The following is a 19,693-nucleotide window of genomic DNA, read 5'->3' as shown; positions in this document are numbered from 1 at the left end:
GGTATGGTTCTCCCATGAATGTGTCGCGGTGCTCGGGTCCGTCAAGCCACTGGTAATTCCCCCGCATTTCCGCCATATACAGCCCAAACAGAGACGGACATGACACCTATGAGCGCAACGGTCGAATTCGCAAAGATGAACGGGCTTGGCAACAAGATCCTGGTCGTTGACATGCGCGGCCGTGCCGACAGGGTGACGCCTACAGCTGCAATCGCGCTGAATGCCGAGCCGGACACGCAGTTCGACCAGATCATGGCGATCCATGATCCGAAGGCAGCGGGCACGGATGCCTGGATCGATATTCTGAATTCCGACGGTTCGAAGGCACAGGCTTGCGGCAACGGTACGCGTTGTGTCGTGCAGGCGCTCGCGTCGGAAACCGGCAAGAAGGTTTTCACTTTCCAGACGGTGGCAGGCATCCTCAATGCCGTCGAGCACGCGGATGGGACGATCTCCGTCGATATGGGTAGGCCGGTCTTCGACTGGGACAAGATCCCGCTTGCCGAGGAATTCCACGATACCAGCCGTATCGAGCTGCAGATCGGGCCGATCGACAATCCCGTGCTGCATTCTCCATCCGTCGCTTCCATGGGCAATCCGCACGCGATCTTCTGGGTGGATCGGGATGTGATGTCGTTCGATCTCGGCCGCTTCGGCCCGCTGCTCGAAAACCATCCGATGTTCCCTGAGCGCGCCAACATCACGCTGGCGCAGGTGACCTCTCCGAGTTCGATCACGACGCGCACCTGGGAGCGGGGCGCGGGACTGACGCTTGCTTGCGGTTCTGCCGCCTGTGCCACGGCCGCTTCTGCCGCCCGCACCGGCCGCACGGGGCGCGAAGTCGCGGTGAAGGTCGCAAGCAGCCCCAACCAGGGTGTGCTCACGATCGAATGGCGCGAGCGTGATGGTCACGTCATCATGACAGGCCCTGCGGAATGGGAGTGGTCCGGCACGCTCGATCCGTCGACGGGTGCGTGGTCGCGGGATGCCGCGCAGGGAGCGGAAGCGCGGTGAGCGGCGTTGAGGTCATCACCTTCGGCTGTCGTCTCAACACCTACGAATCCGAAGTGATGCGAGCGGAGGCCGAAAAGGCCGGGCTCAACAATGCCATCCTCGTGAATACCTGTGCCGTTACCGGCGAGGCTGTGCGTCAGGCTCGCCAGGCGATCCGGCGTGTGCGGCGCGACAATCCTCATGCCCGTATCATTGTGACCGGCTGTGCGGCCCAGACGGAAAAAGAAACTTTCGCCGACATGGCCGAGGTCGATGCCGTCCTCGGCAACGAGGAAAAGCTGAAGAGCGCCTCCTATCGCGCCCTGCCGGATTTCGGCGTTTCGGCCGAAGAGAAGCTGCGCGTCAACGACATCATGAGCGTGCGGCAAACGGCGCCGCAGATGGTCAAGCACATCGATGGTCATGTGCGGGCTTTCATCCAGGTTCAGAATGGTTGCGACCACCGCTGCACCTTCTGCATCATTCCCTATGGCCGCGGCAATTCGCGCTCCGTGCCGATGGGGGCAGTCGTCGATCAGGCCCGCAAGCTGGTCGAAAGCGGGTACCGGGAGATTGTGCTGACGGGTGTCGATGCAACCAGCTATGGCGCCGACCTGCCCGGCGAGCCGACGCTCGGCTTGCTTGCCAAGACGCTTCTGAAGCAGGTGCCTGATATTCGCCGTCTGCGGCTTTCATCGATCGACAGCATCGAGGCCGACATGCATCTGCTTGATCTGATTGCCGACGAGGCGCGGTTCATGCCGCATCTGCATCTGTCGCTACAGCATGGTGACGACATGATCCTGAAGCGAATGAAGCGCCGCCATTCGAGCGCGGATGCCCTGGCTTTCGTTAACGACGTGCGCCGCCTACGACCGGACATGAGCTTCGGTGCTGATATGATCGCCGGCTTTCCGACCGAGAGCGAAGAGATGTTCGCCAATGCCATGCGGCTGGCGGAAGAGGCCAATATCGCCCATCTCCACGTGTTCCCTTACAGCCCACGACCGGGAACACCCGCCGCGCGAATGCCACAGCTCGATCGCGCGCTGGTCAAGGAACGGGCGGCGCGACTTCGCGCCACTGGACATCAACTGCATCAGTCCCATCTCGACGGGATGGTGGGAACACAGCAATGGCTGCTGGTGGAAAACAACGGATTGGCGCATACCGAGAACTTCACTCTTGTCGCAGCAGTAGGGCTTGCGCCCCGAAGCTTCGTGCAGGCTGTCATCACCGGGCACAACGGCAAACACCTCGACATGCAATTGACGGCCGCCGACGCGGCCTGAGCTTACGGAATCTTCATGGCGTTCAGTTTCATCAAAAAGGTCTTCACCTTCGGGCCCAAGCCGGAGGAAGAACAGGCGCCGAAGGCGGTCGAGACGAAGGTGCTCGAATCCGAGCCGGAGCCGCATTCGCGCGAGGAAAACCTTCCCGTTGCCGCCGACCCGGTCCTGGCAGAAGAGATGGAGACGGCCGGCGGGCCTGCCAATGACGTAGGCCAAGACGCCGCCATCGAGGAGCTTGCAGAGCAGGCGGAAGCGCTTGCGCCTGATGAGGACGACGTTTCCGAGGTCCTACCGTCGGAGGTGCAGGCGGGCGACATGGGCCTTGTGCCGCTCTCGCTGCTTGAAGCCGAAGCGGAGATCAATGCTCCTGTCGAAAGCGCTGCGGAAGAGCCGCTTCCTGCAGCTTCGCCCCTGCATTCGGAGATCGGCGAGCAGGCAGAAGTGGAAGATGTTGCGGAAGTAGCGTCGGCCAGCGAAACCGAAGAGACGTCCTCGGCTGCAGAGTTTGCGGCGGAAGCCGACGCGGAACAGCAGCCCGTCGCCGATCGGGCCTCTCCCGCCGAACAAGAGACTTCTGCGCCGGCGGAGAATAACGCTTCCGGCGATGCCTCCGCCGCTCCCGTTCTTCCAAAGGGATTTGCCACCGGTCCCGCGGCTTCCGAGGCCGCGCCTCTGGTGCCAGCGCCAAAACTTTCCTGGTTCCAGCGCCTGCGCGCCGGCCTTGCCCGCACTTCGTCGCAGCTCACCGGCCAGATCGCGGCCCTCTTCACCAAGCGCAAGCTCGATGATGATACGCTGCAGGATCTCGAGGATCTGCTGATCCAAGCCGATCTTGGCGTCGAGACGGCCATGCGCGTCACCGATACGCTGGCTTCCGAGCGCTACGGCAAGGACGTCACCGGCGAGGATGTCAGCCGCATCATGGCGAGCGAGATCGCCAAGGTGCTGAAGCCTGTCGCGAAGCCGTTGCAGCTTGATCTCAGCCACAAGCCGCATGTCATCCTGGTCGTCGGCGTCAACGGTACTGGCAAGACCACGACGATCGGCAAGCTGGCGGCCAAGCTTTCTGGCGCCGGGCTAAAGGTTATGGTGGCTGCCGGCGACACCTTCCGTGCCGCTGCCATCGAGCAGTTGAAGATCTGGGCCGACCGCACCAAGTCGGAGTTTATTGGTACCAAGCTCGGTGCCGATGCGGCGGGTCTTGCCTATGACGCCTTCGAGCAGGCCAAGGCGAAGAAGTGCGATGTGCTGATCATCGATACAGCCGGCCGCCTGCAGAACAAGGCGGAGCTGATGGCCGAACTCGAGAAGATCGTTCGTGTTCTCGGCAAGCTCGATCCGGATGCGCCGCATACGGTGCTGCAGACGCTTGACGCGACGACGGGGCAGAACGCCCTGTCGCAGGTGGAGATCTTCCGCAACGTGGCCGGGGTCAACGGGCTGATCATGACAAAGCTCGACGGCACGGCGCGGGGCGGCATTCTCGTGGCGATCTCCGCCAAGCACAAGCTGCCGGTCTATTTCATCGGTGTCGGCGAAGGTGTCGAAGATCTGGAGCCTTTCGAGGCGGAGGATTTTGCCCATGCCATTGCCGGCCTCGGTCAATAATGCCACAGATATGCCGACAAGCGCGGGCAAGCGTCTCGTGTTCACAAACGGATTTGAGATAGCATGACGACAGAGAGCGATATCACCCCAAGCGCGGCCGACCGGCATCACCCGATGCTGAAGCTGGCGCTGGAGCTTGGCCCGCTGCTGATCTTCTTTTTCGCCAACCTGCGCGGCGCGTGGCTGGTCGAGCGGTTTCCGGCTCTGTCGGAGCTCGGCGGACCACTATTCGTGGCAACGGCCCTCTTCATGGCGGCAACCGTGATCTCGCTGATCGTCTCGAAGGTCGTGCTCGGGCATCTGCCGATCATGCCGTTCGTCTCGGGGATCGTGGTCGTCATCTTCGGATCGCTATCGATCTATCTGCAGAACGAAACCTTCATCAAGATGAAGCCGACCATCGTCAACGCGCTGTTCGGCGTTGCGTTGCTTGGCGGCCTAGCTTTCGGCAAATCGTTGCTCGGCTATGTCTTCAACGCGGCCTTCCAGCTTGATGCCGAGGGTTGGCGGAAGCTGACCATCCGCTGGGGCGTCTTTTTCCTTTTCCTCGCGGTGCTGAATGAGGTCATCTGGCGCAATTTCTCTGATGATTTCTGGGTTGCCTTCAAGGTCTGGGGGACAATGCCTATAACCATCATCTTCACGCTTGCGCAGATGCCGTTGATCATGAAGCATACGGTCACACCGGCGGGAGAGACCGAGAGTTGACGACACTGGATACGGCAGACAGAGCGAAGCATCAAACATTCTGGTTCGCTGCGTGCATTGCGGTTCTGCTGATCCAGATCATCGCCGAATACATGATGGGCCGCACCCCCATCTGTACCTGCGGATATGTCAAACTATGGGAAGGCACCGTCAATTCCAGCGGTAACTCCCAGCATATTTCCGATTGGTACACGCCGTCCCACATCATTCACGGCTTCATTTTCTACGGCATCGCGCACCTTGTTCTGCGCGGAAAGCCGATCGCCATGCGGCTGCTTTTTGCGCTGATGATCGAATCCGGCTGGGAACTGCTGGAAAATTCGCCTTTGATCATCGACCGCTATCGAACGGCGACGATCTCGCTCGACTACTATGGCGACAGCATCTTGAACTCGTCGATGGACACAGTCTTCATGGTCGTCGGGTTCTTCTTCGCCTCGCGGGCGCCCGTTGCACTGACGATCGCGATCGCGATTTTCTTCGAGTTGTTCACCGGTTATGTCATTCGCGACAACCTGACACTCAACGTACTGATGCTGATTTGGCCAATTGAGGCGATCAAGACCTGGCAAGGCGGGATCTAGTCAGGACGCCGGCTTGGCCAGCGCCTTCTCCATGGCCGGGAAAAGCCCTTCCTTCAGGCTGACTTCGTCGAACGGGCCGACCCGCTTGTAGAGGATCGTGCCGTCGGGAGCGACGAGATAGCTCTCGGGGATACCGTAGACACCCCAATCGATGGCTGCCTGCCCCTTGAGATCGACACCGATTGCGGCAAAGGGATTGCCAAGTTCGCCGAGGAAGCGAAGTGCGTTGTCGTTTTTGTCCTTGTAGTTGATGGCAACCACGTTGAGGCGGCCGTCCTTTGCCAGCTCCTTCAAGATCGGATGCTCTTCGCGACAGGGAATGCACCACGAGGCGAAAACGTTGACGAGCGTCAGTTTGCCCTTGATGGCACTGTCGGTCAGTGCCGGAAGGTTGGCGCCCTCGAGTGGCGCGAGGTTCAGCGCCGGCGCCTTCGTGCCGATCAGGGCCGACGGGATTTCCGAGATATCCTTGCCGTGGACGTCCTGATCGTAAAGCATCTTTGCTGCGGTGGCTGCGATGCCGGCAAAGACGATCAACGGGATCAAGGCGACGGCGTAGCGCCCAAATCCGCGCTTGGCGCGGCTCGTTTCTGGTGCGGTGCTCATTCGCCGTCCTTTGCGCGCGCCGAGCGGCGACGGATACCGGAGGCTTCGAGGGCTGCCAGTTCCTGACGGCGCGCGCGGCCGTCAGCCCAAGTCCAAAGGGTGGCCGCTGCCGTGACAAGGGCGGCAAAGCCGTAGGCGCCGTAGACATAGAAGGCGTGTGTCATGGCTATCCCTCGCGGCTCGCCAAGCGTGCCGCCATACGACGCTGGGCGATGACGCGGCGGCGCCAGATTTCGTTGCGCATGGCCATGATGTGCAGCGTGAAGAAGAGCGCGGTGAATGCAACGGCCATCACCAGCAGTGGCCGCAGGAACTCCGGATCGATGGCTGGACCGTCGAGGCGCAAAACGCTCGCGGATTGATGCAGGGTGTTCCACCAATCGACCGAGAACTTGATGATCGGGATGTTGACGAAGCCAACGAGGATCAGGATGGCGTTGACGCGGGCCGCCTTCGATGGGTCGTCGATCGCGCGATTGAGGGCGATGAGCCCGAGATACATCAGGAACAGAATGAAGACGGACGTGAGCCGGGCATCCCAGACCCACCAGGTGCCCCACATCGGCTTGCCCCAGAGGGAACCGGTCACAAGGGCAATCAGCGTGAAGGCGGCGCCGAGCGGGGCTGCGGCCTTTGCCGATACATCCGCTAGCGGATGGCGCCAGACCAGTGTGCCGATCGCCGAAATGCTCATGATCGTATAGCCCATCATCGCCAGCCAGGCGGCCGGCACGTGGATATACATGATGCGAACCGTTTCGCCCTGCTGGTAGTCGCCTTCGGTCGTGAAGCTGAGATACAGCCCCACGATAAAACAGAGGGCCGTGAAACCGGCCATCCAGGGAAGGATGCGCACAGCCAGCGCCAGAAACCGCGCAGGGTTGGCGAGGTCGCTGAATTTCGTGATGGCAAGGCTCGTTTCGCTCATGTCGTTTCCTTACCGCGATATGCCTGATGCCGCAATCGAGCGCTCCATCAATCCGACGTGTTGCGCAGCGCCAATGCCGCCGCCGCCGGACCGATGACGGCGAAGAACAGCGTGAGCGCGATCAGGATGAGGAAAGGCGGCAGAAAGGGCGATGGCCCCTCGACCGCCGCATAAGTGGCGCTGACGCCGAAGATCAGCACGGGGATGGTCAGTGGCAGCACCAGGATCGAGACCAGCAGACCACCACGCGGCAGGGCGACGGCAACGGCTGCACCAACCGCGCCGATGAAGGTAATCGCGGGCGAACCAACGAGCAGCGTCAGCATCGTTGCGCCGATTGCCGTCTCGCTCATATTCATGAACAGGCCGAGCAGCGGCGAGGCGATGACCAGCGGCAGGCTGGTGGCGATCCAGTGTGCCAGGCACTTGACCAGCACCGTCAGGACGAGCGGCGTCTCCTGCATCAACATGAGATCGAGCGAGCCATCGTCGCGTTCGGCCTGAAACAGGCGGTCAAGGCCGAGAAGTGCGGCAAGCAGTGCGCCGATCCAGACAATTGCCGGGCCGATGCGGGACAGCAGCGCTAGATCGGGCCCAACACCGAAGGGTATGACTGCGACAACGGTCAGGAAGAAGAGAACGCCGATCAGCGCACCGCCGCCGGCGCGAATGGAGAGGTTGAGATCGCGCAGGAGAAGGGCTGTCATGCCCACACCCCCGGTCCGGCGTGGGCAAATCCCGCCATCCGCAATTCCCGCGCGCCTTCCAGTCCTAACGGCTGGTGGGTCGCCGCGAGCACGATTCCGCCTTTGCGTCGATGCGCTTCGATAAGCTCTGTAAAGAGGCGGTCGCCGTTTGTGTCCAGTGCAGCGGTCGGTTCATCGAGGATCCAGAGCGGCCGGTGGGCGATAAGCAGCTTGGCGAAGGCAAAGCGGCGTTGCTGGCCAGCCGAAAGGTAGCCGAAAGGGAGGTGCGTGATCCCTGCGAGCCCGACGGCCTCGGCAGCCTCGTCTATGGAAACGGCCGAAGCGCCGTGCGTATCTCCAAGAAAGCGGCGCCAGAAGTCGAGGTTTTCGGTGACTGTCAACTCGCTTTTCATCGCATTGCGGTGGCCGAGATAGTGGCTGATTTCGCCGACGCGCCGGAGAGTGTTGCCATGCGAATCAGTGAAGCTCACCGAACCGCTTTCCTGACGCAGCAGACCGGCGACGACACGCAGCAAAGTTGACTTTCCCGATCCATTTTTACCTGTCAAAACTAGCGCTTCGCCTGATTCCAGGCGAAAGGACACGCCCTCGAAAATCAGGTCTTCCCCGCGGCGCGCGGCCAGATTGGCCGCCTCGAGATGCATGACTTTTCCGTGGTTTAATTTTTCAGTCATCGCAATGCAAAAAAATCCGAAATGGGTCACGCACTCTCTGGCACCTTTCTTAGAAATTATCTATAAGACCCGCAACCACGCCAGCGGTCGGCGTGAATTTCATCCTTGCGCCGAACATGGGCTTGGCTCCACGTGCGGACAGCGGAAATGGCCGTACCCGCATCCTGATGTGCATTACGTGCATAGGCGTCCGCACGATTGTGTTCGCTATCAGAAACGGGGTCTCTCGTGTCTAAATCTCTTGACAGCTTCAATTGTCGTTCCACGCTCACCGTGAACGGTAAGGACTACGTCTATTTCAGCCTGCCCAAGGCTGAGGCGAATGGCCTGCCGGGCGTTTCGAAGCTCCCTTACTCGATGAAGGTTCTGCTCGAGAACCTGCTGCGCTTCGAAGACGGTCAGTCAGTGACCAAGGAACACATTCTGGCCGTTGCTGAATGGCTCAATAACAAGGGTGCTGTCGAAAACGAAATCGCCTATCGCCCGGCGCGCGTGCTGATGCAGGACTTCACCGGCGTTCCCGCCGTCGTCGACCTTGCCGCGATGCGTGACGCGATGGTTTCGCTCGGCGGCGATCCCGAGAAGATCAATCCGCTGGTTCCCGTCGACCTCGTCATCGACCACTCCGTCATCGTCGACGAATTCGGCACGCCGCAGGCTTTCGCCAGGAACGTCGAGCTGGAATACCAGCGCAACGGCGAACGCTACCGCTTCCTGAAGTGGGGTCAGCAGGCGTTCAAGAACTTCCGCGTCGTTCCTCCAGGCACCGGGATCTGTCACCAGGTCAACCTCGAATATCTCGGCCAGACCGTCTGGACCAAGGAAGAGGACGGCGAGACGATCGCTTATCCAGATACCTGCGTCGGCACCGACTCGCATACGACGATGATCAATGGTCTCGGCGTTCTCGGCTGGGGCGTCGGCGGTATCGAAGCCGAAGCCGCGATGCTCGGCCAACCGGTCTCGATGCTCCTGCCTGAAGTCATCGGCTTCAAGCTTACCGGCAAGCTCAAGGAAGGCGTCACGGCGACCGACCTCGTGCTGATGGTCGTGCAGATGCTGCGCAAGAAGGGCGTCGTTTCCAAGTTCGTCGAATTCTTCGGCCCGGGCATGGACAACATGCCGCTCGCCGACCGCGCAACGATCGGCAACATGGGTCCGGAGTACGGCGCGACCTGCGGTTTCTTCCCGGTCGATGGCGAAACCATCAACTACCTCAACATGTCGGGCCGCGCCAAGGACCGTATCGCTTTGGTCGAAGCCTATTCGAAGGCGCAGGGCATGTGGCGCGAAGGCGACGGTTCGGACCTCGTCTTCACCGATACGCTGGAACTCGACCTCGGCGACGTCGTGCCTGCCATGGCCGGCCCGAAGCGTCCGGAAGGCCGCATCCCGCTCGAAAATATCGCCTCCGGCTTCGCTGGCTCAATGGACACCGACTACAAGAAGCCCGGCCAGCTTACCAACCGCTACGCGGTGGAAGGCACCGATTTCGACCTCGGCCATGGCGACGTTGCCATTGCGGCTATCACGTCCTGCACCAACACCTCCAACCCGTCGGTTTTGATCGCCGCCGGCCTTCTCGCCCGCAACGCTGTTGCCAAGGGCCTGAAGTCCAAGCCGTGGGTCAAGACCTCGCTTGCACCGGGATCGCAGGTCGTCGGCGAATACCTGGCCAAGTCCGGCCTGCAGGCTGACCTCGACAAGCTTGGCTTCAACCTCGTCGGCTTCGGCTGCACGACCTGCATCGGCAATTCCGGCCCGCTGCCGGCGCCGATCTCGAAGACGATCAACGACAAGGGCCTCATCGTTTCGGGCGTTCTGTCGGGCAACCGCAACTTCGAAGGCCGCATCTCTCCCGACGTTCAGGCGAACTACCTGGCGTCTCCGCCGCTGGTCGTCGCCTACGCGCTTGCCGGCACGGTCCAGAAGGACCTGACCAAGGAGCCGATCGGTGAAGACCAGGACGGCAACCCGGTGTTCCTCAAGGACATCTGGCCGACGTCGCGCGAAGTTCAGGACTTCATCCAGAAGTACGTTACCCGCGAACTCTATGAGACGAAGTACGCTGACGTCTTCAAGGGCGACGAGAACTGGCAGGCGGTGCAGGTTCCTCCGGGCCAGACCTATGCCTGGGACGACAACTCGACCTACGTTCAAAACCCGCCTTACTTCGTCGGCATGGGCAAGAAGGGCACTGGCACTTCGGATATCAAGAATGCCCGTGTTCTCGGCCTCTTCGGTGACAAGATCACAACCGACCATATTTCCCCGGCCGGCTCGATCAAGGCAGCATCGCCTGCGGGTTCCTACCTGCTCGGCAACGGCGTCGCCGTTGCGGACTTCAATCAGTACGGCACGCGTCGCGGCAACCATGAAGTAATGATGCGCGGCACCTTCGCCAACATCCGCATCCGCAACCACATGCTCGGCCCGAACGGCAAGGAAGGCGGTTACACCATCCACTATCCGTCGAAGGAAGAGGAATCGATCTACGACGCGGCCATGCGGTACAAGGCCGAAGGCGTTCCGCTCGTCATCTTCGCCGGCGTCGAGTACGGCAACGGCTCGTCCCGCGACTGGGCTGCAAAGGGCACCAACCTTCTCGGCGTCAAGGCTGTGATCGCCCAGTCCTTCGAGCGTATTCACCGCTCGAACCTGGTCGGTATGGGCGTCATCCCCTTCGTCTTCGAAGAGGGAACGACCTGGGCAAGCCTCGGTCTCAAGGGCGACGAACTCGTCACCATCGAAGGCCTGGAAAACATCAAGCCGCGCGAGAAGAAGATCGCCAAGATCGTCTATGGCGATGGCACCGTGAAGGAAGTTCCGCTGCTGTCGCGTGTCGATACACTCGACGAAGTGATCTACCTCAACAATGGCGGCATCCTGCAGACGGTTCTGCGAGATCTCGCTGCCTGATTGTTAACAGACTTGCATGACAATGACCGCCGGAAAGAGATTTCCGGCGGTTTTTGTTTGAGCGCAAGGTATTGGATGTCTGCTCACGACGATGTGTTTCAGCTTGGCTTCCACGAAGCTTTGCCTCACCCGTTCGTGACTTTCCGTTTCGACCGAGAAACACTATCTCTACGCTCAGACATCGGACCTGCGGCCAAACGTGGCGGTAGGTGCGGAAGAAAAGGTGCATGAATGTCCCCGCGGTTTCTGATTTCTCTGGTTGCAGGTGTGGCGCTTGCCGGCCCACTTTTTGCCCAGGACGCGCCGAAAGGTGTGGTTGAACTTTTTACCTCGCAGGGATGTTCGTCTTGTCCTCCAGCTGATGCAGCTTTCCGTAGGCTCGTCGAGGCCGGGGGCGTTATCGCTCTTGCCTATCACGTTGATTACTGGAACTACATGGGATGGGCCGACACGCTGAGTTCCAAGGAAAATACCGAGCGGCAGTATGGTTATGCGCAGGCGATGGGCCGTGCCAACGTCTATACGCCGCAGGTCATCATCAATGGCCGCGACCACGTAGCAGGCGCCGATCTCGGCGCGATCAATAAGAAGATCGATGGCTATGCAGCTGAAGGTATGGGGTTGTCAGTGCCGGTGAAGGCACAGATGCGCGGCGACCAACTCGAGATTAAGATCGGCGCGGGACAGGGCAAAGCCAATGTCGTCATGGTCTACTTCAACCGTGAGAAAACCATTGATGTCGAGAAGGGCGAAAACAGCGGCAAGAAGATCGCCTACCTAAACAGTGTTGCAGACGTGGAAACCGTCGGCATGTGGGAGGGCAAGGAAACGAGCTTGACGCTGCCGGCAAGCGTGATGCAGAAGCCGGATCTTGAGGGCTGCGCGATTTTGCTTCAATCCTCCACCGCCGATGGCAACCCATCTGCGATCCTCGGAGCGACGGTCGTCATGGCCGGGAAGAACATCTGACCATTTCATCTGCTTGCGCGGATGAAAACGGGGCGGCCCGGCTGATCGTATTCGGGGCTGGGGTTAAGGTCGATACGGTCAGCCGGGCCCTTTGGCGCGCTGGCGCCAAACTCGCACGCAACCTTTTCAGCAGACCGAATCTGGCAAAAAGATCATGCGCAATTCGTGTGCAACGCGGGCCCGAACGGCCCCGCGGCGCAGTCGTGAGGGAATTTCCCTTGCAAATGAGGCGCTGTTTTGACTGAATTGCGGCACTCGGGAGATTGCACAGACTATGATTAATGTGACTGATCGCCTGCTTGCAATTTATAAACGCTAAGGCAAACTGTCATTCACCTGTCACAAGCGGAGGCACAGGGAGACTGATGACAGATCAGCAGGATTTGCGGCACGGCGAGAGCCGGTTAGCCGAGAGCAGTTCCTCAGTCGTCGTAGATCTCAAGGAATATAAGCAGAGTAGGGACCCAGCGCCGGTCACGTTCCACCGACGCGAGCTCGATGCGATTTTGTGGATTTATGGCCGCATGGTTGGCGAGGGTGACTGGCGCGACTATGCGATTGATCACCTGAAAGACCGCGCCATCTTCTCGGTTTTCAAACGATCGGGCGAAATGCCGCTCTTTCGTATCGAGAAGAATCCGAAGCTCGCCGCCAAGCAGGGGGCCTACTCCGTTATCAATACGCACGGTGTCATCTTGAAGCGCGGACACGAGCTGCAGCAGGTTTTGAAGGTCTTCGATAAGGTTCTGAAGCTCGTTGAGAAGTGAACCCTGTTACACCTTGAACAGCGTGCCTGGGTAGACAGAGGGATCGGGGTCGGTGGCCGCGCCTTCGCCCAGAGCGCGCTGCATGATCATTGTGTCAAGCCAACGGCCGTGCTTGTAGCCAGTTCCTTTCAGGCGGCCGGTTTCTTCAAAGCCCAGTGCCCGATGCAAGGCGATCGAGGCCGGATGCGCGCCGCCGATCACGGCCACCATCTGGCGAAAGCCGAGATCCGTGCAGCGTCGGATCAGTTCGGCGAGCAACAGCCTTCCAATTCCCCTGCCGCGCGCTTCCGGTCCCAGGTAAATCGAATCCTCGACCATCCAGCGGTAGGCTGGGCGTGTGCGGAAGGCTGAGGCATAGGCGTAACCGAGCAAGTTGCCATCCTCACCAGTCGCGGCGATGTAGGGATAGCTCTGACCCGTGATTGCGGAAAATCGTGCCGCCATCTCGCTCTGCTCCGGCGGGACGATCTCGTAGCTTGCGACACCATTCAGGACGGATTCGCGATAGATGGCCGTGATGGCGGAGAGGTCGGATGAGGAAGCGTCGCGGAGGAAGATGGGCATGCGGTCGGCCGGGCGGATATGAACAATGGACTCTTCCAGAAATCATTCTCCGCATGACCAGGCAACAAAAAAGGCGGCCGAAGCCGCCTTTTTCGATACATCCCCGTTCCTTACTTGCGGTCGCCCATGAACTGCAGCAGGAACATGAAGAGGTTGATGAAGTCGAGATACAGGGTTAGTGCACCCATGATCGCCTTGCGGCCGGCTACTTCTGCGCCGTCGGCTTCGTAATACAGTTCCTTGATGCGCTGCGTGTCGTAGGCGGTCAGGCCTGCGAAGATCAGCACGCCGATCACAGAGACCGCGAACTGAAGGGCGGACGATGCCAGGAAGATGTTCACAATCGACGCGATGATCAGGCCGAAAAGGCCCATGATCAGGAACGAGCCCATCGCGGAGAGATCACGCTTGGTCGTGTAGCCGTACAGCGAGAGCGCGCCAAAGGAGGCTGCGGTCACGAAGAACGTCTGTGTTATGCTCGACTGTGTGTAGACCAGGAAGATGGACGCGAGCGAGAGCCCCACCAGCGCGGCGTAGACCCAAAAGGTCGTCTGCGCGGCGGCAACGCTCATCCGGTTAATCCTGAAGCTCAGGAAGAACACGGCAGCCAGCGGTGCAAGGATGACCACCCAGCGGAGCGGCGACTGGAAAAGCAATACGCCAAACTGCGTCAGTTGGCCGTCCTGGACGGCGAAATTGAAGCCCAGATAAGCGGCTACACCCGTGATCGCCAGACCCAGCGCCATCAAGTTGTAGACCTTGAGCATATAGCTGCGTAGGCCCTGGTCGATCATCTCGCCGGTCTGAACGCGGCCTTGGTAATTACGAAGGTCAGCCATAGTTTCCTCTTACAAGCTCCGGTGTGGACACGGTGGCGGGCGCGAAACCCGGGCGCCGCTGCGGAGCCCAGCATGCCTGCACACAATATGAGCCTTTCGGCTTTCGCAAACAAGGCCCTTGCAACCCGGGATCGGGTTAAATCGCCGTAAGGTGAAGGAAATTTCTCTGTTTGGTCAATCAGAGTTCGCGCAAAACGGGTGCCGCCTTCTGCCCCAGGATGCGCCAGGTTCCGATGAGACCGATACCGACGGTCAGTACCAAAGCAGTCACGAGCGTCAGGCCGGCGACATCGGGCAGGAAGTGCGAGGAGATGCGCATGATCCGGGCGGTGATGAACCAGGCCGCGACGCCGCCGGCGAAGAGGGCAAAGACTGCGGTCGCAGCGCCAAGGATAAGGTACTCGTAGCAAAAGGCGCGGATCAGCATTCGCCGCGTCGCGCCGAGTGTCTTAAGAACGACCGCATCATGGGTACGAGCGCGGTTGCCAGCAGCCAGAGCGCCGGCAAGAACAAGCACCGAGGCGATAAGCGCAACGGAGGCGGCGGCGCGGATCGCCGTCGCCAGCTGCGCCACCAGTGTGTTGACGATGTCGATCGCATCGTTGACGCGCACGCTGGTGATTGTCGGATAGGTATTTGTCACGGATTTGAGGATCGTGGCCTCCTGGCTAGAGGTCGCCGTCGGGTCAGTGAGCGTCGCCAGCCAGGCGTGCGGGGCGCCGCGGAACGTATTGGGCGAGAATACCATCACGAAGTTGATGGAAAGCGATTCCCACTCGACCTTGCGCAGATTGGCGATCTGGGCGGTGATGTTACGCCCAAGCACGTTAACGGTGACGGTGTCGCCGATCTTCAAGCCGAGTTCTCCGGCCTCCTCAGCTGAAAAGGAGACAAGCGGCTCGCCGCTGTAATCCTTCGGCCACCAGGAACCTTCGGTCAAGGACGCATTCTCCGGCAATATTTCCGAATAGGTAATGCCGCGGTCGCCACGCAGCACCCACTGGCCGCCCGGCGAAACCTTCCGCTTCGTCACGTCCTCGCCGTTGAAGGCGAGGATGCGGCCGCGCAGCATAGGCACTTCGACCAGCTTGCCATCCGGGGAACCGGTTTTTACGACGCTACGGAATTTCTCGAGTTCCGATCCCTGGATGTCGACGAAGAAGAAATTCGGTGCGCCAGCGGCCATGCGTCCGGTTAGTTGCTGACGCATGTTTCCGTCGATCAGCGTGAGGGTGACAAGCAGTGCAAGGCCAAGACCGAGCGACAGGACGACGGAGGGCGTCAGTGCGCCGGGCCGATGGATGTTACCGATTGCGAGGCGCAAGGCTGGCGAATTGACGCGTGGACTGCGACGCGCGAGCCAAGCAATGCCGGCCGCGACAAGCCGCAGGATCACAAAGGCGAAGGCGATTGCCCCGACAAAGACGACCGCGATGAAGCGATCATAAGCCGTTATGATAGCGAGACCGGCGAGTGCGAGGAGAAAGACCACTGCCAGAAGAATATAGGGCCAGGATGGCAAGCCCCGCGCTTCGAAACCCTGCTCGCGGAAGAGCGCAGTTGCCGGAACCTCGCGGGAATGTCCGAGCGGCATGATGGCAAAGGCCAGTGTTGTCAAAATGCCGAAAACGACCGCGAGGGCCAAGGGCTCGGGATAGAACGTCACATCGGTGGAAACAGGCAAGAATTGCGCAAGAAATTGCGACGCCACGATTGGTGCCAGCGCTCCGATGATGAGCCCGATGACCATGCCGCCGAGCGCAATGATGGCGATCTGGAAGAGGTAGATCAGAACTACGGTCGCCGCCGGCGCGCCAAGGCATTTGAAGGTTGCGATCGTCGTCCGCTTGGAATCGAGGAAAGCTCGCACGGCGTTTGCGACCCCGACACCACCGACGATCAGGGCCGTCAGTCCGACCAGTGTCAGGAACTGCGAAAATCGTTCAATGTTCTCGGTCAGCGAAGGGGCTGCCCGGTCGCTGGTGCGGATCGACCAGCCGGCGGACGGAAATTCCTTCGCAGCCCGATCGCGGATCGTGGATCTCTCGGCGGGGTCGTCCATGCGAATCTTGTAAACGTGCTCGACCAGGCTGCCGGTCTGGATGAGGCCGGATGCCTTGAGCGCGTCCCTGCTCACGAGGAGGCGGGGTGCGAAGCCGAAGCCTTCCGAAACCGCGTCAGGTTCGGTCTTGATCGTGCCGGTGACGTTCAGAATGACATTGCCGAGGAGGATCTCGTCGCCAATGGAAAGCCCAAGTCGCTCGAGCAGAAGCGGCGCGGCGACTGCGCCATAGGTACCGCTCTGCCCGGACAGAAGCGCGTGCAACGGATAGTTCGGTTCGGCCTCGAAGGTACCGTAGAGTGGGTAGGCGCCGTCGACCGCCTTGACTTCGACTAGAGCCTGATCCGAGCCGTCGGGCTTGCGTGCCATCGAGCGCAGGCCAGTTGCCGTCGACACCTTTCCGAACTCGCGCAGGAAATCCATTTCGGCTTCCGTTGCCTCGCGGTTGTTAAGCTCGAAGCGTACGTCACCGGCAAGGATCTCCTGACCCTGCGTGGCGATCGTGTCGGTGATCGACTGCGAAACCGAGTTGACCGCCGCAATGGCGCCGGTGCCGAGGGCGATGCAGGCCAGAAAGATGTAAAAGCCGCCGAGCCCGCCGCGAAGTTCGCGAAGCGCGAGACGAAAGGCAAGGGAGACGCGCGGGGTCAGCAATCTCATGCAATCGCAGCCTCGGGCTGCGCTGGCGCACTATCGCCCTCAATTTGGCCGGAACGAACCCGAATCTGCCTGGAGCAGCGTTTGGCAAGGGCGGTGTCATGGGTGACAAGCAACAGCGTCATGCCACGCTCAGCCTGCTTCGAAAACAGAAGATCTGCAATCTGGCGGCCGGTGTCGGTATCGAGGTTGCCGGTCGGTTCGTCGGCAATCAGCAATGCCGGCGAGGGTGCGAGGGCGCGTGCAATTGCCACGCGTTGCTGCTCGCCGCCGGACAGCTGGCCAGGATAATGGTTCAATCGATCGCCAAGACCGACGGATTTCAATTCGCGGCGTGCGATTTCGAAGGGATTGGAAAGGTTGGCAAGCTCCAGCGGCACGGCGACGTTTTCCAGCGCCGTCATGTTGGCAATCAGGTGGAAAGATTGGAAGACGATGCCGATGTTACGCCCACGGAAGTCGGCCACTTCGTCTTCACTCAGAGCATGCAATGGTGTGCCGCTGACATTGATCTCGCCACTATCGAGTTTCTCAAGCCCTGCAAGCACCATCAGCAATGTCGATTTGCCGGAGCCCGACGGCCCTAGGATGCCGACCGACTCCCCGGCGGCAATCGTCAGATCGATGCCTTTCAGCACATGGACGGAGGCGGCTGCGCTGCCAAGCGTCAAATCGGCGCGCTTCAACTCGATGATGGTTTTTGCCAACAGTATTCGCCCTATATAGATGCCGATCGTCTTGCCAATCTAGGGAAAGCGGAATGAGATTTAAAGTTGCCGGCCTTCACATCGCCGTCATTGTTGCCTCGCTGATGTTCTCGGTCACAGCCAATGCAAGGACAATCAGCCTTGTCGGCTTTGGGGACAGCCTGATGGCAGGCTACCAGCTTCCTCCCGGCGACGGGTTTCCAGAAAAACTGCAAGCCGCTCTGAAGGCCAAAGGGGTCGATATATCGATCGCCAATGCGGGGGTCTCCGGGGACACGACGACCGGCGGTCTTGCACGAATCGACTGGTCGGTTCCCGATGGTACCGATGGCGTAATTCTCGAACTCGGCGGCAATGATGCACTGCGTGGCATCCCTCCCGAAGAAAGTGAAAAGAATCTCGACCAGATGATTGTCCGGCTAAAGGAACGCGGCATTGCCGTTCTTCTTGTCGGTATACTGGCGCCGCCGAACATGGGTGGTGACTATGCCGCACGCTTCAATGCGATCTACCCGAAACTCGCGCAAAAACATGGTGTTGCGCTCTATCCCTTCTTTCTCGACGGCGTCGCCCTTGCGGCTGGTTTGAAGCTCGAAGATGGGATGCACCCCAACAGCAAGGGGGTCGATGTGATGGTCGAAAAGATGGAGCCGGCTATCACGCAATTCTTGGGAACGATTTCTACTGTGAAGAATTAGGGGCTTGCACAGGTGCCCAATGCGTGATTCCGTGTGAGCACCTGCAAAAGATTCGGGGAGTGCTCGTTATGCCGAGACTGTTTACCGCCCTCGAAATTCCGCGCAATGCCGCGATGAGCCTCTCATTGCTGCGCGGTGGTCTCCCTGGTGCAAGATGGATTGATGTGGAGAATTACCACATCACTTTGCGGTTTATCGGCGATGTCGATGGACGGACGGCAGACGAAATTGTCGATCGGCTTGACCGCATCGACCGCCCCGAATTCCAGATCCGCCTTGATGGTATCGGCGCATTCGGATCCAAGAAGCCGCATTCGGTCTGGGCCGGCGTCTCGCCCTCGCCGGAGATGTATGCGCTTCAAGCGGAAATCGAGCGGATCTGCCAGCGCATCGGATTGCCGCCGGATCCTCGCAAGTTCACGCCGCATGTCACGCTGGCGCGGCTGAAATCGTCGCGGGTCGATGATGTTGTCCACTATCTCGCCGGTCGTGGAAATTTCCAGACTTCGGCCTTCACCGTTCCCCGCTTCGTCCTGCTGTCGTCGAGGGAATCGGTCGGTGGCGGTCCTTATCTGACGGAAGAGGTCTTCCCGCTCCACGAGGCATTGTCTGTGCCCAGCGCGTCCAGCAGCTTCCTGCAGCCAGTAAAGAGCCTGGCGTAGACAAGTTCGAACTCGTCCCGGCTGCCGTAGTATGGGTCGGGTATATCCTCGCCGGATTCGAGCGCAAACTCGCTGAACAGGCGGATGTTTGTGGCTTCCGGGTGCATCCGATGCAGTTCGGCGATATTTGCGCGATCCATCGCGAGTATCAGGTCGAAGTGGCTGAAATCCTCCGTCGTTATCCGACGGGCGCGTTGTCGGGAGATGTCTATCCCGTGACCTCTGGCCGTTGCGATCGAACGCCGATCCGGATGCTCGCCCTCGTGCCAGCCACTGGTGCCGGCCGAATCGATTTCGAAACAATCAGCAAGACCAGCAGCGTCGACAAGATGCGAGAAGATACCCTCGGCAAGGGGCGAACGGCAGATATTGCCCATGCAAACAAACAGGATGCTAATGCGTTTCATCTGTGGTCCATGATGGATAGAGGAGGGACAATCGCATGAAACGGGAAAAACTGGAACGGCAAGCCATCGCCGCCGAACTTGCCAAGCTTGACGGCTGGTCGCTCAATGACACTGGCACGTCGATATCGCGAAGCTTCAAGTTTCGCAATTTCGTCGAGGCTTTCGGCTTCATGACGGAAGCGGCGCTTGCCGCAGAACGGCTCAATCATCATCCGGAATGGTTCAATGTCTATTCGCGCGTCGAGGTGAAACTCAACACCCATGATGCCGGCGGCCTGACCGAGCTTGACTTCCGGCTGGCGGCAGCGATGGAGAAGGCGGCAGCACGCCGGCTTGATTGAT

The 19,693-nt window shown here is 60.1% G+C and carries 21 protein-coding genes; 11 read left to right on the top strand and 10 right to left on the bottom strand.

Annotation, left to right across the window (positions count from 1 at the left end; genetic code table 11):
- The first annotated feature begins 108 nt into the window (after positions 1 to 108).
- The 5 genes from dapF (at position 109) to K9B32_RS11225 (ending at position 5,185) form a co-directional block, all read left to right on the top strand.
- Positions 109 to 1,014: a diaminopimelate epimerase gene (gene dapF / locus K9B32_RS11245; RefSeq protein WP_224562261.1), complete on the top strand. Its 906-nt coding sequence runs from the start codon at positions 109 to 111 to the stop codon at positions 1,012 to 1,014.
- A complete protein-coding gene (gene mtaB / locus K9B32_RS11240; protein ID WP_224561950.1) occupies positions 1,011 to 2,285 on the top strand; it encodes a tRNA (N(6)-L-threonylcarbamoyladenosine(37)-C(2))-methylthiotransferase MtaB in 1,275 nt (424 codons plus the stop codon). Before dapF ends, mtaB begins: the two co-directional genes overlap by 4 nt.
- Before the next feature lie 15 nt (positions 2,286 to 2,300).
- A complete protein-coding gene (gene ftsY / locus K9B32_RS11235; RefSeq protein WP_224561949.1) occupies positions 2,301 to 3,893 on the top strand; it encodes a signal recognition particle-docking protein FtsY in 1,593 nt (530 codons plus the stop codon).
- Positions 3,894 to 3,956: 63 nt separating this feature from the next.
- The gene (locus K9B32_RS11230; RefSeq protein WP_007794344.1) at positions 3,957 to 4,601 is read left to right on the top strand and encodes a septation protein A; all 645 of its coding nucleotides are present in this window, start codon (positions 3,957 to 3,959) and stop codon (positions 4,599 to 4,601) included.
- A complete protein-coding gene (locus tag K9B32_RS11225; protein WP_224561948.1) occupies positions 4,598 to 5,185 on the top strand; it encodes a DUF2585 domain-containing protein in 588 nt (195 codons plus the stop codon). The genes K9B32_RS11230 and K9B32_RS11225 overlap by 4 nt, the downstream gene beginning before the upstream one ends.
- Here the strand turns inward: K9B32_RS11225 and K9B32_RS11220 are convergent, their stop codons facing one another.
- Genes K9B32_RS11220 through ccmA form a run of 5 tightly spaced genes read right to left on the bottom strand, consistent with a single transcriptional unit; the run spans position 5,186 to position 8,070 of the window.
- Entirely contained in the window at positions 5,186 to 5,791 is a 606-nt protein-coding gene (locus K9B32_RS11220; RefSeq protein WP_224561947.1) for a DsbE family thiol:disulfide interchange protein, read from the bottom strand.
- A complete protein-coding gene (ccmD, locus tag K9B32_RS11215) occupies positions 5,788 to 5,955 on the bottom strand; it encodes a heme exporter protein CcmD (protein ID WP_007794336.1) in 168 nt (55 codons plus the stop codon). Before ccmD ends, K9B32_RS11220 begins: the two co-directional genes overlap by 4 nt.
- A gap of 2 nt (positions 5,956 to 5,957) precedes the next feature.
- Positions 5,958 to 6,719: a heme ABC transporter permease gene (locus tag K9B32_RS11210; RefSeq protein ID WP_224561946.1), complete on the bottom strand. Its 762-nt coding sequence runs from the start codon at positions 6,717 to 6,719 to the stop codon at positions 5,958 to 5,960.
- A gap of 47 nt (positions 6,720 to 6,766) precedes the next feature.
- Complete coding sequence (gene ccmB, locus K9B32_RS11205) at positions 6,767 to 7,426, bottom strand: heme exporter protein CcmB (protein WP_224561945.1); 660 nt, start codon at positions 7,424 to 7,426, stop codon at positions 6,767 to 6,769.
- Positions 7,423 to 8,070, bottom strand: coding sequence for a heme ABC exporter ATP-binding protein CcmA (gene ccmA / locus K9B32_RS11200; RefSeq protein WP_224562259.1), 648 nt, complete (start codon positions 8,068 to 8,070; stop codon positions 7,423 to 7,425). Before ccmA ends, ccmB begins: the two co-directional genes overlap by 4 nt.
- A 258-nt stretch (positions 8,071 to 8,328) precedes the next feature.
- On the opposite strand from ccmA, the gene acnA reads away from it, so the two are divergent.
- The 3 genes from acnA to K9B32_RS11185 all read left to right on the top strand — a co-directional run bounded on the left by acnA (position 8,329) and on the right by K9B32_RS11185 (position 12,755).
- Complete coding sequence (gene acnA / locus K9B32_RS11195) at positions 8,329 to 11,019, top strand: aconitate hydratase AcnA (RefSeq protein WP_224561943.1); 2,691 nt, start codon at positions 8,329 to 8,331, stop codon at positions 11,017 to 11,019.
- 231 nt (positions 11,020 to 11,250) lie between these two features.
- Positions 11,251 to 11,988, top strand: a complete 738-nt coding sequence (locus K9B32_RS11190) for a DUF1223 domain-containing protein (RefSeq protein ID WP_224561941.1) — start codon at positions 11,251 to 11,253, stop codon at positions 11,986 to 11,988.
- Between the two features lie 365 nt (positions 11,989 to 12,353).
- The gene (locus K9B32_RS11185) at positions 12,354 to 12,755 is read left to right on the top strand and encodes a DUF2794 domain-containing protein (RefSeq protein WP_224561939.1); all 402 of its coding nucleotides are present in this window, start codon (positions 12,354 to 12,356) and stop codon (positions 12,753 to 12,755) included.
- A gap of 6 nt (positions 12,756 to 12,761) precedes the next feature.
- Here K9B32_RS11185 and K9B32_RS11180 read toward each other — a convergent pair whose 3' ends face one another.
- From K9B32_RS11180 to K9B32_RS11165, 4 genes are all read right to left on the bottom strand, one after another.
- Positions 12,762 to 13,319 (bottom strand): GNAT family N-acetyltransferase, encoded by a 558-nt coding sequence (locus tag K9B32_RS11180; protein WP_224561938.1) that lies wholly within the window; start codon positions 13,317 to 13,319, stop codon positions 12,762 to 12,764.
- 110 nt (positions 13,320 to 13,429) lie between these two features.
- A complete protein-coding gene (locus K9B32_RS11175) occupies positions 13,430 to 14,158 on the bottom strand; it encodes a Bax inhibitor-1/YccA family protein (protein WP_007794315.1) in 729 nt (242 codons plus the stop codon).
- A gap of 178 nt (positions 14,159 to 14,336) precedes the next feature.
- Complete coding sequence (locus K9B32_RS11170) at positions 14,337 to 16,880, bottom strand: ABC transporter permease (RefSeq protein ID WP_224561937.1); 2,544 nt, start codon at positions 16,878 to 16,880, stop codon at positions 14,337 to 14,339.
- A complete protein-coding gene (locus K9B32_RS11165) occupies positions 16,877 to 17,584 on the bottom strand; it encodes an ABC transporter ATP-binding protein (protein WP_224561936.1) in 708 nt (235 codons plus the stop codon). Before K9B32_RS11165 ends, K9B32_RS11170 begins: the two co-directional genes overlap by 4 nt.
- Positions 17,585 to 17,637: 53 nt before the next feature.
- On the opposite strand from K9B32_RS11165, the gene K9B32_RS11160 reads away from it, so the two are divergent.
- Both K9B32_RS11160 and thpR read left to right on the top strand, forming a co-directional pair.
- Entirely contained in the window at positions 17,638 to 18,282 is a 645-nt protein-coding gene (locus K9B32_RS11160; RefSeq protein ID WP_007794307.1) for an arylesterase, read from the top strand.
- A gap of 68 nt (positions 18,283 to 18,350) precedes the next feature.
- A complete protein-coding gene (gene thpR, locus K9B32_RS11155) occupies positions 18,351 to 18,944 on the top strand; it encodes an RNA 2',3'-cyclic phosphodiesterase (protein WP_224561935.1) in 594 nt (197 codons plus the stop codon).
- Here the strand turns inward: thpR and K9B32_RS11150 are convergent.
- On the bottom strand, positions 18,851 to 19,351 hold the full coding sequence (locus K9B32_RS11150) for a low molecular weight protein-tyrosine-phosphatase (RefSeq protein WP_224561934.1): 501 nt from the start codon (positions 19,349 to 19,351) through the stop codon (positions 18,851 to 18,853). The genes thpR and K9B32_RS11150 overlap by 94 nt on opposite strands.
- Positions 19,352 to 19,386: 35 nt before the next feature.
- Here K9B32_RS11150 and K9B32_RS11145 point away from each other — a divergent pair, with 35 nt between their 5' ends.
- The gene (locus K9B32_RS11145; RefSeq protein WP_007794298.1) at positions 19,387 to 19,692 is read left to right on the top strand and encodes a 4a-hydroxytetrahydrobiopterin dehydratase; all 306 of its coding nucleotides are present in this window, start codon (positions 19,387 to 19,389) and stop codon (positions 19,690 to 19,692) included.
- Position 19,693 lies beyond the last annotated feature (1 nt).

The sequence above is a fragment of the Rhizobium sp. 3T7 genome, assembly GCF_020166565.1.
In the GTDB taxonomy this organism is placed as follows: domain Bacteria; phylum Pseudomonadota; class Alphaproteobacteria; order Rhizobiales; family Rhizobiaceae; genus Rhizobium.
This window is presented reverse-complemented; position numbering and strand designations above follow the sequence as displayed.